Source organism: Neoaquamicrobium sediminum, from assembly GCF_040970315.1.
In the GTDB taxonomy this organism is placed as follows: Bacteria; Pseudomonadota; Alphaproteobacteria; order Rhizobiales; family Rhizobiaceae; genus Aerobium; species Aerobium sediminum.
Genome location: NZ_JAZHFV010000002.1, coordinates 19,515 through 32,373, shown reverse-complemented (window position 1 = coordinate 32,373; position 12,859 = coordinate 19,515). Strand labels below are relative to the sequence as shown.

Below are 12,859 nucleotides of genomic sequence, written 5' to 3'. Positions count from 1 at the left end.
GTCACCGGCACCCGCAATATCTTGAAAGATCGGCTGGCGAACAGCGCCCCTGCGCCAGCGTCTCGGCCCTAGCCGCCGAGTTCGTGCAGGAGCGCTGCTCCTGTCCGGATACCGTCGACGAAGCGCACAATCTCCAAGTTCTCGTTGGGCGCGTGGTTCGCCTCGTCGGCATTGGCGTAGGGAATGACAAAGGCCGGCTTGTTGAGGATCTTGGTGAAGACGTAGTCCGGCAGGCTGCCGCCGACCGTGGGGTACATCAGCGGCTCCACCCCGCGCGCCGCTACCACGGCGCGCCGGATCGGCTCGGCGTAGCGCGAATCCATCGGGGTCTTCGACGGCAGCATGCCGTTGAGCGGAACGAATTCCACGTCGGGGGCATGCTCCTTCACATGCGCAGCCACCTTCTCGAACACGTATTCAGGCGTCAGGGGTTCGACGAGGCGGATGTCGCATTTCGCGAATGCCTCGCACGGCAGGACGGTCTTCATCCCCGGCCCGCCATAACCGCCATGCAGGCCGTTGATGGTCAGCGTCGGGTGGAACATCAGCCGGTCGTAATAGCCGCGGTCGTGCGGCTGATCGAGTTCACTGAGGCCAAGGTCAGCCTTCAATGCGTCGAGGTCGAGCGGCAGGCGGGCGACGGCATCCCGCTCATAGTTCGTTGCCGGAATGACGGGCTCGGTGAGGCCATTGATGGTGATCTCGCCGGTGGGGCTTTTCATGGTCGCAAGCAGATAAACCAGCTTCCAGATGGCGTTCGGCACGACGCCTCCAAAATTACCAGAGTGCACGTCTCGCGAGGCCGTGCGAACGCGAAGCTCGAATGCCGCGACTCCACGCACGCCGAACGTCACCACCGGTGCGCCGCTTTCGTGAAGCGGGCCGTCCGACGTCACCACGAGGTCGGCGTTGAGCCGGTCGGCATGTTCTCGAACGAAATCGGCGATGTGCGGGCTGCCGATCTCCTCCTCGCCCTCGAGCAGGAAGATCACGTTGCAGGGCAGCTCGCCGTGAACGGCCAGGTGAGATTCGATCGCCAAGAGCTGGGCGAAATGCTGGCCCTTGTTGTCACCGATGCCGCGCGCATAGATGCGACCGTTGCGGATGGTCGGCTCGAAGGGCGGGCTTTCCCACAATTCCAGTGGGTCCGGCGGCTGGACGTCGTAATGCCCGTAGAGAAGCACGGTCGGCTTGTCCGGTGAGACCATGCGCTTGCCGAGCACCATCGGATGGTTCGCCGTCGGCACGGCCTCCGCGTCGAAGCCGAGCCCGGCGAGATGGTCGACGAGCATTGTCGCCACTTCGCGAATGCCCAGATTGTGGGCGCTTATCGAAGGGTGGCGGACATAGTCCATCACCCGCTCGACGAAGCTGTCGCGGTTCTGCGCGATATGCGCGAAGATCGACTCAAGACGGCTGTCGATGGTGGTCATCGGGCTGCTCCCTCCCGCGACAGGATGAGTGCGCCGGTCTCGTGGACGTGCCCCGTCCAGCCCGGCGCGACAAATGTGGTGGTATCGAGCTGGGTCAGGATCATCGGGCCGCTGAAGGTGGCACCGGCCCCGAGCCCTGCGCGGTCGACAAGCGGAACCCTCGCTTCGCCGGAGGACAGATGCACGGTCGCCTCGTCATAGGCCTCCACCTTGTCTCCATCCTCGATGATACCGATCGGAGCGGCGGCGGTCAGCCCTGAAGCCTCGACACGCAAGGTCACCAGTTCGATGGCAGCGTCAAGCGTGAAGCCGTAAAGCGCGCGATGCTCGTCGGCAAACGCGGCTTCCAAGGCCTCGACGCCGTCCACCCAACGGATGGCAATCTCGCCCCCCTGCCCGTGGTAGCGGAGAAGCGCGACGCGCTGCACGCGGCGCTTCTCGTCGGCGACGCCTTCCTGCTCGAACCAGTCCAGCGCCTGCGCTTCCAGTTCGCCGAAGACGGCGTTCGCCATGGTTGTGTCGATCGCGCCCGCGCGCGGCAGGGTACGGCTGAACTCCGCCTTGAGATCGGCGGCGAGAAGCCCGTCGGCACACAGAACGCCCGGTGCCGGCGCAATCATGATGCGCGAGATGCCGAGCAGCTCGGCCAGCGCACAGCCGTGCAGCGGACCCGCGCCACCGAACGGCACAAGCGTGAACTGGCGCGGATCGTGGCCGCGCTCCACCGAGACGACCCGCACGGCGCCGACCATATGGTTGTCGACAATCGCGAGGATGCCGCGCGCGGCCTCCTCGATGTCGAGCCCCAGCGGGCTGGCGACACTTTCCGCAACTACCCTGCGCGCGGCCTCGACATCGAGCGCCATGCGTCCGCCGAGCAGTTTCGACGGCAGATGGCCGAGCACGACGTGGGCGTCCGTCACCGTTGCCTGCTGGCCGCCATGACCATAGGCGGCAGGGCCTGGCCGTGCGCCCGCGCTGCGAGGGCCGACCGAAAGCGCTCCATCCTCGACGGCCGCAATCGACCCGCCGCCGGCACCGATTGTCACCATGTCGACCATGGGCAGCGGCAGCGGCCATTCGCCCACCTTGCCGTTCTGGGTCAGGCCGATGTGCCCGCCCTTGATCAGGCAGATGTCGGCGCTGGTGCCACCGATGTCGACCGTGATGAGATCGTCGATGCCGCAGGCAGCCGCGATCGCGCGGGCGCCGACGACACCGGCCGCCGGCCCGGAAAGTGCGGTCAGCGCCGGTGCCTGGCGGATTGCGGGTGCGCCGGCAACGCCGCCATTCGACTGCATGAGGAGAAGTGGCGCGGAGACCGCCTCGTCCTCCAGCCGCTGCTCGAGCCGGCCCACATAGGTGGTCACGCCCGGCATCACCGTGGCGTTGAGCACCGTCGTCAGCGAGCGTTCGTACTCGCGCACGACCCGCAGCACGTCGACCGAGGTCGTCACCGCCAGATGCGGCAGCCGTTGCCGCAGGATTTCGGCGGCGCGGCGCTCGTGCGCCGGATTGGCGAAGGCGTGCAGGAGGCAGACCGCGACAGCTTCCACATCCATCGAGGCGATGGCCTCGGCGGCGCGCTCGACGCTCGCCTCATCGAGCGCGCGCTCCACGCCGCCGCCCGGCGCGATCCGCTCGTCGATCTCGATGATGCGCGACGCGGGCACCGGTCGCTCCGGCTTCACCCATGTGTAGAGATTGGCCTTGCGGGGAATATCCTGCCGACCGATCGCCAGCACATGCCTGAAGCCGCGCGTGGTCACGAGCGCGGTGCGCGCGCCCTTGTCCTCGAGGATCATGTTGGTGGCGACGGTGGTGCCGTGCAGCACCTGCTGCAGCTTCGATGCGGGCGCTCCCGCGTCGGCAAGCGCGAGCCGGATGCCGTTCAGGAAGGCTTCCGAAGGATCGGAAGGCACGCTGGGCGTCTTGGCGCGCCAGACCTGTCCGCTGGAACGGTCGAGCAGCGAAATGTCGGTGAAGGTGCCGCCAATGTCGACGGCGATGGAAAGTGCCTGTTCAGTCGAGTGCATCGACATAGTCCTTGCGATGGAAACGGCGGGTGGCGGGGCGCTCGGAGCGCAAGCGCCTGGTGGCGACCTCGTCGATACGGCCTTCTACGATCTCGACGCCGTAAAGCGCGCGGGCCGCGTCGACGCTGACATATCCACCGAGCACGTCTTCGAGCACCTTGGCGAGCGGCCGGTCGTACGGATGGCCGTAGCCGCCACCACCGCCGGTCTCGATGCGCAGGATGTCGCCCCGCACGAGACGGTTGCCGTCCGACAGCGGCGCAAGTGGCCGCTCCCTGTCCGTTCCCGGATTGACGACCGCGCGGCCCACGCCGCCCGACATGCCACCTTCGATGCCCCAGGGCGGGTTCTTCACGCTGTCGATGCGGACGGCGAGCACGGCGTCCTCGGCCAGCACCTCATATTCGCGGACGATGCCGCAGCCGCCGCGATACGCACCCGCGCCGCCGGAATCCTGCATGACGCCGTAGGTGCGCAGGCGAACGGGATAGCCCAGCTCGAGAAACTCGACGGGATAGTTCTCCTGGGCAACGAAATATACCGCGTCGATGCCGTCGGCCTCGGGCCTCGCGCCATAACCGACGCCGATGCCGTCAGCCAACAGGAAGCGCTGCAGATCGCCGGCCTCATCGCGGAAATTGCCGCGCATGATGGAGATCACATAGGCGGAATTGGCGGCAGGCGCTCCGCCATTCGCCACGTTGAGCAGGCCGTTGATTGCCGAGATCACCCGCATGGTAGTCAGGCCGCGCATGCCGAGCGGTGCCGGGAAACGCGGCAGCAGCAGCGAACCCTCGCGCAGACGGACTTCATCCAGTGCGTTCGGCCCGCCGGCATTGCAGACCTGGGACGGGTCGCCGCCGAGATAATAGAGCCCGAGCGCCATGCCCGGAACGCCCCGGTTCATCAGGTAGTTGACCGGGCCGGGGGCCTGGTCGTCGCTCTCGCTGGCGTCGAAAAGGAAGCGGTCTTCTCCGTCCGCGCCCTTCTCGCGCGTGAGGGAGAAGCGGATCTTGAAGGGGCCGTTGCCGTGCCCGTCACCATCGATGGCATCGGTGAAGGAGTGGGTGCCGTAGTCGAAGGTGTCTGCGAGGCGGTCACGCACGAGGCGGCGCGTGCGTTCCAGCAACTGGGAGAAGGCATCCTCGACGACATCGGCGCCAAAGCGGTCGACAATCTCGCCCATGCGCTTCACACCGAGATCGACGCTCGCCATCAGCGCGCGCATGTCGCCGTTGCTCTGCTCGGGAAAGCGCGAGTTGCGGTGGAAGATCGACAACGTCGCCTCGTTGACCTTGCCCTCATCGGCGAGCTTGGTGACGGGGATGATGATGCCTTCCTGGTAGATCTCGGTCGCATCCGGGCTGATCGAACCCGGCCGCAGGCCGCCGATGTCGGCGAAGTGGGCCCAGCTCATCACGAATGCGCAGCGGCGGCCGTCCTTGAAGACGGGCGCCAGCAAGACCTGGTCGTTGGAGTGCGAGACCGCGCCCCGCGAACCATAGCAGTCATTGTACCAGTACAGGTCGCCCGGCTTCATCTCGTCGGCCGGGAATTTCTCGAATACAGGGCTAGTCATATCGCCGAAGATCGGGACCATCGACCCCACCGCCATGATGCCGTCGGCATCGAAGAGCGCGGTGTAGAAATCCTTCTTCTCGCGAATGAAGGCGGAGATGGCGGTGCGCTCCAGCAACGCCTCCATTTCCGATTGCGCGGCGGCAATAGCGCCGCGGATGATCTCCAGAGAAATGGGATCGCACGCGCGCTCTTCCCTCTCTGGCCGGTCGGCCAGTTTTGCGGCCGTGGTTGTCTGATGCATCGAATGGTTTCCTGTTGATGCGGTTCACAAAGTGACGACGATGTTTCCCAGATTTCCGCCGGCCTCGACGGCGCGGTGGGCGTCGGCGATGTCCTCGAGGGGGAAGGTTCTGGCGATGGCCACGCGCAAATCGCCCTGGGCGGCAAGCTCGGCAATACGAAGCTCACCTTCGAGGCGCTCGGCCTTCGGGATCGCAAACCCCTGGATCACACGCAGGTTGGCGCCCTTGTTGGCAAAAGCGTAGTAGTCGAAAACGGGCTTTGGGTCGCTGGTCGAGGAATAGGACGCGATCGTGCCGTTTACCTTGAGCGCGGCAATGTCGACTGCGTGATTGGCTCCGAAGTCGACTTCGATCACACGATCCACGCCCTTGCCGACGGTAAGATCGAGGACGTGGGCTGCGACATCCTCCTGCCGGCGGTCGATGATTTCGTCGGCGCCGCCAGCGCGCGCGTGCTCGGCGGCCGCAGGGTTCGAAACGGTGCCGATGACCCTGGCCCCACCCGCTTTGGCCATCTGCACCGCGCAATGACCGACAGCCCCCGCAGCTCCGGCAACCAGAACCGTCTGGCCTTCCACCGTTCCGTCGGCGAAGACAGCGCGATACGCGGTCATCGCCGGCACGCCCAGACACGCTCCCGCCTCGAAAGACATAGCGTCAGGAAGCTGTACCGCCTGCTCGGCAGGCAGTGCGATCAGTTCGGCCGCCGTGCCGAAAGCGCGACCAGCCGTGCCATATCCACCCTGCGCGTTCCACATCCAGACGCGTTCACCCACGCGTGACGGATCGACCCGGTCACCCACCGCAACAATCTCGCCAGCCCCGTCGCAATGTGGAATGACGAGTGGATGCTGCATCGCCATGCCGTTCCATCCGGCGCGTCGTTTCACGTCTGCCGGATTGATGCCGGACGCGCGAACGCGCACCAATACCTCGCCCGGTCCTGCAACCGGGTCCGGCCTTTCGCCGATGACGAGCACGTCTGCAGCGGGACCGGTCCGGGTATAAAAGGCACAGCGCATCAATCGGCCCCTTCGAAGAGGTGGCACGCGACCTGCCGCGTCCCGGTCTGCCTCAGCTCGGGCACTTCCCGGCCGCAGCGGTCAAAAGCGTGCGGACAACGGTCGCGGAAGACGCAACCAGAGGGTGGATTGCGTGGGTCAGGCGCGCCACGGCCGATCGGCAACGCATCGTGGCTCTGGTTCGGGTCCGGCACGGGAACCGCCGCAACCAGCGCCTTGGTGTAGGGGTGCAGCGGTTCGTGGACGATGTCCTCGGTCGGGCCATCCTCCATCACCTTGCCGAGATACATGACGATGGTGCGCTCGCACACGTAGCGCACGAGGGCGAGGTCATGGCTGATGTAGATGGCGGTCAGGCCGAGGCGATCGCGCACGTCGCGAAAGACATTAAGCACGCCGGCCCGCACCGACACGTCGAGCATCGACACCGGCTCATCGGCAACGACGAAATCGGGTTCGAGGATGAGCGCGCGCGCCATGACCACACGCTGCAACTGTCCGCCCGAAAGCTGGTGCGGATAACGGTCGAGATACTGGCGTGGTTCGGGCAGGCGAACGAGTTCCAGAACGGAGACGATGCGCGCCTCGCGTTCGGCCGAGGGGACGCCTGCATTCTCCAGGGGCTCGGACAGGGTCTGACGGATTGTGAAGCGTGGGTTGATCGCGTCGAACGGGTTCTGGAAGATGAACTGCGCGCGCGAGCGGTAACGCTTGAGCGCCTGCCCCCTGAGGTCGGCGATCTTCTCGCCGTCGAAGCGGATCGCGCCGCCGGTCGCTTCTTCCAGCTTGAGCAGCAGGCGCCCCATCGAGGTCTTGCCACAGCCGGATTCTCCCAGAAGCCCGACGCTCTCGCCACGGCGTATGGTGAAGGTTACTCCGTCCACGGCCTTGACCACTGGCGGGTTGCCGCGCAGCGCCGACAGCGCGCCGCCGACCTTGTAGTGAAGGCGGGCATCCTCGATGCTGATGAGTGGTGCGGAAGTCTGCATTGTCATGCGACCGCCCTCCCCATCCAGGTTTCGATGCGCGCCGCCTTTTCTCGCAGCGCGGCCGCTTCTCCGGCCCGATGGCAGGCCACGGCGTGGTCGGCGGCAATACCCTCGAGGGGTGGCTGCACGGTTCGACATGTGTCGAGGACGAAGGGGCATCGCGGCGCGAAGCGGCAGCCCGGCGGCGGAAAAGCCAGGTTGGGTGGTGCGCCCTCGATCGGGGTCAGCACCCCGGACGCGGCACCCTGAAGGTCGGGAAAAGCGTTGCGCAGCCCCATCGTGTAGGGATGGGACGGCTCGGTCAGCGTCGCCTGCATGGTTCCGGATTCGACGACCTTCCCGGCATACATGACGACGGTGCGGTCGCAGATATAGGCGACCACCGAGATGTCGTGCGTGACGAGAATGACCGAGATGCCGAGCGCGGCCTGCAGTTCGCGAAGCTGATCGAGGATCTGGCGCTGGACGATCACGTCGAGTGCCGTCACCGGCTCGTCGGCGATGACAAGCTTGGGATTGAGCGCCAGCGCCAGGGCGATCGCCACGCGCTGGCGCATCCCGCCGGAAAACTGGTGCGGGTAGTCCGACAGACGCCCACGGTCGATGCCGACCAGCTCGAACAGTTCCTCGCAGCGCCTGCGCGCATCCCGGCGGCCGAGCCCGCCACGCCGCCGCAGCACCTCGTTGAGCTGGTACTCAACGGTGTAGACCGGATCGAGAGAGTTCATCGCGCTTTGCGGGACGAATGCGATGTCGCGCCAGCGCAGGGCGTTCATCTCGCGCTCGGGAAGCGTCACGAGGTCCCGCCCGCCGAACATCATCTGGCCGCCAGTGATAGCCGCATTGTCGGCAATGACGCGCGTCAGCGCCCGCGCGACCGTCGTCTTGCCGCAGCCGGACTCTCCGACGAGCCCGACAATCGAGCCGCGGGGCACATCGAAGCTCGCACCATCGACGGCATCGATCCTGCCGGAGCCGACTTTATAGCTGACCTTGAGGTCGCGGACGGAAAGCAGCGGTTCAGTCATCGGCCAAGCTTGGGAAAGAGGATGTTTTCGTAGCCGCGCGTGATGAAGAAGCCGGCGGAAACGACGAGGATGATGCAGATGCCGGGCGGCACGAACCAGTAGTAGGCCTGCTTGGCCAATGCCTGGCTGGCGAAGGCGTCCTGCAGCATGTAGCCCCAGCTTATCGACTGCGGATCTCCGAAGCCGAGGAAGGAGATCGAGGCTTCCGTGAGGATGGCCCATCCGATCGCGATCGAACCGTAGAGAAACGACAGCGGCAGGATGTTCGGCGCGATGTGGCGCAGGATGATCTTCATGTCGGAAGAGCCGGCGACGCGCGCGGCGTCGACATAGCCGCGAGAGCGCAAGGTCAGCACCTGGCTGCGGATGACACGTGCCGTGTCGCGCCACAGAACCAGCGCCATGGCGATCACGACGTTCCAGATCGATGGCTCCAGGAACGCCGCCAGCACGATGACGAAGGGCAGGAACGGAATGCCGAAGGCGATGTCGGCGAGGCGCATGAGGATCATGTCGACCCAGCCGCGAAAATAGCCCGACACCAGCCCGACGATGGAGCCGATCAGCGCCACCATGAAGGCCGCCGTGATGCCGATCAGCAGGGCCGAGCGCGAGCCGTGGACGATCTGGGAGAAGATGTCGCGGCCAAGGCTGGTGGTGCCGAGTATGTAGCCGTCCTCGCCAGGCCGCAGGTCGGCGGCGAGATTGTAATCCGGCGTATAGAGAATCTCTGTCGGATCGTACGGCGCTATCTGGTCGGCGAAAATCGCGGTCAGTACGAATACCGCGTAGATCAGCAGTCCTAGAACGGCAAACGGGTCGTTCAGCGGCAAACGCAGGCTGCGGAACATGCGTCCGATCAGGCTCGGCTTTTTTTCCACCGCGGCATCAAGCATGGCTGATCCTCGGATCGAGCAAGGCATAGAGAAGATCGGCGATCAGGTTCATGACGATGACCACCACGGCAATCATCAGGAACGCGCCCTGCGCCAGCGGATAGTCGGAAGCCGAAACCGCGTTGACGAGTTCGCGCCCGAGGCCGGGCCACGAGAACACCGACTCGACCACGACATTGCCCTGGAGCTGGTAGCCCACCGCGATCGCAAAAGAGGTCATGACCGGCAGTAGCGCGTTGCGCGCTGCGTGGCGCACAACGACGGTCCAGTTCGACAGGCCCTTGATGCGCGCCATGGTGACGAAGTCTTCCTTCATCACGTCCAGCATGTTGGAACGCATGAGAAGCAGCGGCAGGCCCTGGCTGTAGATCGCCAGCGTCAGCGCCGGCAGGGCCAGGTAGGTCAGGAAATCGCGCGAGGTGTAAAGCGCCCACAAACTGTCGTAGTTCGCGCCGGCCGGGCGCGTGCCTCCGGCGGGGAACCAGCCGAGATTGAAGGAGAAGATCGCAAGCAGCACCATGCCCAGCCAGAACTCGGGCATGGCCCGCGTCGTCAGCACCAGCGGGATTGCCGCATTTTCCACGACGCCGCCACGCTTCCAGGCGAGATAGGCGCCGGCAAGAATGCCGAACACATAGGCGATGATAAGCGAGGTGAAGGTCAGGATCAGCGTGTTGGGCAGGAGCGCCAGGATGCGGTCGGCGACGGGCTCGCGGTACCGAAAGCTCTGGCCAAGCTCACCCTGCAAAAGATTGCCGACATAGATGAAGTATTGCTCCCACAGCGGCTTGTCCAAACCGAACTGCGCCATCAGCGCCTGCTGCTGCTCGACGGTAAAAGTGGGATCGATGTAGGCCGCCATCGGGTTGCCCGGCATGAGCCTGAACATCAGGAACAGGATCGTCACCACGGCCCAGAGAACAAGCAGAAGCTGAAGCGTACGGCTGAGCGCCGCCTTCAGGTGAGGCATGGGAGAACTCCAACGTCGGCGCAGGAAACCGAGCGGTACCGCCAAATCGATGGCGGCACGCAGACAAATGCCGGCGCGCCGCCCAGGATCAGTTACTTCGCGAGCTCTTCGGTCTTGTCGCCCGGATAGTGCAGGCGTCCGCCTTCGAGCGTATAGCCCGCCTCTTCGAGCATCCGCGCCGCGACATCGGTCCCGGTCTCGAACCCGTCCATCACGGCCGCATCGTACCAGAACTTAAGCGCCGGAGAGATGACGGAATTGGACGGTTCCGCAAATCCGCGGAAGGCAGCACCCACGATCAGACGGCGGTCGACAGCCTGAGAGAGAGCCTTGCGGAATGCGGGATCGTCGAACGGCGCGCGGCGGTTGTTGAACGCCACGTAGCGGAAGCCCATCTCCACCGTGGAGACGACCTCGAGATCACCGTCCTGCTCTGCCGCCTGGAGCAGCACCTGCGGATCGCCGGAAAACTCACCCATGAAGTTGATCTCGCCTGAGCGCAGCATGCCGAGCGCCGCCTCGACGTTGGGGACGATGCGCAGGATCCAGCGATCGGCCTTCGGCGCATTGAAGTGGTCCTTGTTGGCGGAGAGGACGATTTCCTCATTGGTCAGCCAGCGCTCGAACTTGAACGGACCGGAGCCGATCGGTGTCTGCTCCTGATAGCTCTCGGCGTTCTCTTCCTTAGTCTTCAGGTCCTCGATGACCGGCTCCCAGACATGCTTGGGAATCAGGTTGATCTTGGCAAGGCTGGAGGTGATGAAGGATGCAGCCGGCTGCTTCAGCGTGAACACGAGGTTGAGGTCGTCGACCACCTCGATCGTCTCGATGTTGGACGCAAACGGCGCGTACATCGGCGCTTCACCGGAGACCGCGGTCTCGAAGGAGAACTTGACGTCCTCGGCGGTCAGCGGCTCGCCGTCATGCCATTTCATGCCCTCGCGAAGCTTGACCTCGATGGTCTTGTCGTCGCGCCATTCATAGCTTTCAGCCGCCCACGGCTTCGGCAGGCCGTCCGGGCCGACGCGGGCGATACGGTCGTAGACCAGCTCGAACACCCAGCTATCGACGCCACCCGAGATGTAGAGCGGATTGATCGCCTGAACGTTGTCACCCGAATTGAGGATGATGTCCTTCTGCTCGCCCAACGGCTCCAGCGACATAAAGGTCCAGGTGTTGCGGATGCCGATGCCGCTCTGCTCGACGACGGAGTCCTTGTTCCAGACCGTGTTGTCGAATGCGAAGTTCTGCCGCGGATGAACGAGCATCATATTGGGCTGGTCGGCAGCCAGAATTTCCTGCGCCTTGTAGATCAGCTCCTTGCGCGCTTCCTCGTCGATCTCGACGCGCTGCGCTGTCGCCACTTCATCATAGGCCGGATTGATATAGCCGATGAAGTTGTAGCCTTTTTCGGCCGTGGAAGAATGGAAGAGGTTGTAGATGATCTCGTCCGGGTCGGAGCGCTCCGGACGGCCCACCATCTGCCAGGCTGTCACGTCCCAGGCATCGCGCTGGTACCAGACGATGTCGGACATCTGCTCCCAGGGCATCACCCGAACATTCACGTCGAGGCCGAGCTTGCGCCATTCCTGCGCGATGAGCTGGACCGACTGGAATTCCTGAGGCTGGGCCGCCTGCGGGCGGGTGAAGACATCGATCGTGCGTATCTGGTCGCCGGCAAGAGCCGGCATCGCGGCCGAAGCCGCGAGAATGGCAGCCAAGCCGACCGCCTTGAAGCTGGACCTCATGCTAGTTCTCCTCTGGATGGGTGTCGTTTTGCTCTTGTTGGCGCGCTGCTCATGCAACGCGCAGGGTCTCCACGGACTGCCCAGCCTTCATCTTGGCGGGCGTTGGGAAAGCGGTCTTCGAATGGGACAGACCCATCGATACAAGTGTTTCCACGTGCTTGAGCGCGGCCTTGCCAGCATTGACGGCGGGGGCTCCCACGGCGGCCGAGATCTCATCCGCCATGTCCAGGAACGACATCGTCATACAGCCGAAAAGCAAAGCATCCGCACGGTCCTGCTCGACGCACACCTTGGCGACATCGATCAGGCGGGATTTTGTCGCCTCGGGGTCCTTCATCAGGTCGAGCACGGGTATGCCGGTTGCGCGCACCGAGGCGAGCTTGGCCTTGACGCCGGCCCTATAGGCAAGCAACTCCTGGCCGGCAGCCATGCTGTCGAAGATGGTGAGGATCGAGAATTTGTGGCCGAGCCCGGCGGCAAGCAGCATGGAACTTTCGCAAGGCCCTACAACCGGCATCGTCACCATCTCGCGCGCGGCCTCCAGGCCGGGATCGCCGAAACAGCCGATGATGGCACCATCGAAGCCGTCACGCTCGCACTTCATGATCAGCTCGATCGTGGCGGGCACGCACATCGCCTCTTCGTAGGCGGACTCGATCGAGGCGGGACCACTGGGCACATCGACCACCGAGACCTCCGTGCCCGGAAACGCCCAAGAGTTCAGAAGCTCCTCACGGCGACGCATCTCCTTGGCCCCCATCGACGTCTTCGACATCGGCCCTGGTACGACGTAAGCGATCCGCATTGACTCACCCCTCATGTTTCATTAGATGAAACTACGTTTCTTATTACGCTCACTAAATCACAATTTTCCGATATTGCAACAGCCCATCGGCTGACGCGATAATCGATCC

At 64.5% G+C, this 12,859-nt stretch carries 10 protein-coding genes; all 10 read right to left on the bottom strand.

Annotation, left to right across the window (positions count from 1 at the left end):
- Positions 1–68: 68 nt before the first annotated feature.
- On the bottom strand, positions 69–1,433 hold the full coding sequence (locus tag V1479_RS05450) for a M20/M25/M40 family metallo-hydrolase (RefSeq protein ID WP_368802030.1): 1,365 nt from the start codon (positions 1,431–1,433) through the stop codon (positions 69–71).
- Entirely contained in the window at positions 1,430–3,469 is a 2,040-nt protein-coding gene (locus V1479_RS05445; protein WP_368802029.1) for a hydantoinase/oxoprolinase family protein, read from the bottom strand. Before V1479_RS05445 ends, V1479_RS05450 begins: the two co-directional genes overlap by 4 nt.
- Entirely contained in the window at positions 3,456–5,291 is a 1,836-nt protein-coding gene (locus V1479_RS05440; RefSeq protein ID WP_368802028.1) for a hydantoinase B/oxoprolinase family protein, read from the bottom strand. Before V1479_RS05440 ends, V1479_RS05445 begins: the two co-directional genes overlap by 14 nt.
- A gap of 24 nt (positions 5,292–5,315) precedes the next feature.
- Positions 5,316–6,314 (bottom strand): NADPH:quinone reductase, encoded by a 999-nt coding sequence (locus tag V1479_RS05435; RefSeq protein WP_368802027.1) that lies wholly within the window; start codon positions 6,312–6,314, stop codon positions 5,316–5,318.
- Entirely contained in the window at positions 6,314–7,309 is a 996-nt protein-coding gene (locus tag V1479_RS05430; RefSeq protein WP_368802026.1) for an ABC transporter ATP-binding protein, read from the bottom strand. The genes V1479_RS05435 and V1479_RS05430 overlap by 1 nt, the downstream gene beginning before the upstream one ends.
- The gene (locus V1479_RS05425) at positions 7,306–8,331 is read right to left on the bottom strand and encodes an ABC transporter ATP-binding protein (RefSeq protein ID WP_368802025.1); all 1,026 of its coding nucleotides are present in this window, start codon (positions 8,329–8,331) and stop codon (positions 7,306–7,308) included. Before V1479_RS05425 ends, V1479_RS05430 begins: the two co-directional genes overlap by 4 nt.
- Positions 8,328–9,227 (bottom strand): ABC transporter permease, encoded by a 900-nt coding sequence (locus V1479_RS05420; protein ID WP_368802024.1) that lies wholly within the window; start codon positions 9,225–9,227, stop codon positions 8,328–8,330. Before V1479_RS05420 ends, V1479_RS05425 begins: the two co-directional genes overlap by 4 nt.
- Positions 9,220–10,197, bottom strand: a complete 978-nt coding sequence (locus V1479_RS05415) for an ABC transporter permease (protein ID WP_173187552.1) — start codon at positions 10,195–10,197, stop codon at positions 9,220–9,222. Before V1479_RS05415 ends, V1479_RS05420 begins: the two co-directional genes overlap by 8 nt.
- A 92-nt stretch (positions 10,198–10,289) precedes the next feature.
- Entirely contained in the window at positions 10,290–11,945 is a 1,656-nt protein-coding gene (locus V1479_RS05410) for an ABC transporter substrate-binding protein (RefSeq protein ID WP_368802023.1), read from the bottom strand.
- 49 nt (positions 11,946–11,994) lie between these two features.
- On the bottom strand, positions 11,995–12,750 hold the full coding sequence (locus V1479_RS05405; RefSeq protein WP_368802022.1) for an aspartate/glutamate racemase family protein: 756 nt from the start codon (positions 12,748–12,750) through the stop codon (positions 11,995–11,997).
- Between the last annotated feature and the right edge of the window lie 109 nt (positions 12,751–12,859).

Excerpts from the sequence above, each read along its gene's own strand:
- V1479_RS05450 (WP_368802030.1), bottom strand. The coding sequence starts at position 1,433 with ATGACCACCATCGACAGCCGTCTTGAGTCGATCTTCGCGCATATCGCG.
- V1479_RS05410 (WP_368802023.1), bottom strand. The coding sequence starts at position 11,945 with ATGAGGTCCAGCTTCAAGGCGGTCGGCTTGGCTGCCATTCTCGCGGCT.
- V1479_RS05430 (WP_368802026.1), bottom strand. The coding sequence starts at position 7,309 with ATGACAATGCAGACTTCCGCACCACTCATCAGCATCGAGGATGCCCGC.
- V1479_RS05435 (WP_368802027.1), bottom strand. The coding sequence starts at position 6,314 with ATGCGCTGTGCCTTTTATACCCGGACCGGTCCCGCTGCAGACGTGCTC.
- V1479_RS05440 (WP_368802028.1), bottom strand. The coding sequence starts at position 5,291 with ATGCATCAGACAACCACGGCCGCAAAACTGGCCGACCGGCCAGAGAGG.
- V1479_RS05420 (WP_368802024.1), bottom strand. The coding sequence starts at position 9,227 with ATGCTTGATGCCGCGGTGGAAAAAAAGCCGAGCCTGATCGGACGCATG.
- V1479_RS05425 (WP_368802025.1), bottom strand. The coding sequence starts at position 8,331 with ATGACTGAACCGCTGCTTTCCGTCCGCGACCTCAAGGTCAGCTATAAA.
- V1479_RS05405 (WP_368802022.1), bottom strand. The coding sequence starts at position 12,750 with ATGCGGATCGCTTACGTCGTACCAGGGCCGATGTCGAAGACGTCGATG.
- V1479_RS05415 (WP_173187552.1), bottom strand. The coding sequence starts at position 10,197 with ATGCCTCACCTGAAGGCGGCGCTCAGCCGTACGCTTCAGCTTCTGCTT.
- V1479_RS05445 (WP_368802029.1), bottom strand. The coding sequence starts at position 3,469 with ATGCACTCGACTGAACAGGCACTTTCCATCGCCGTCGACATTGGCGGC.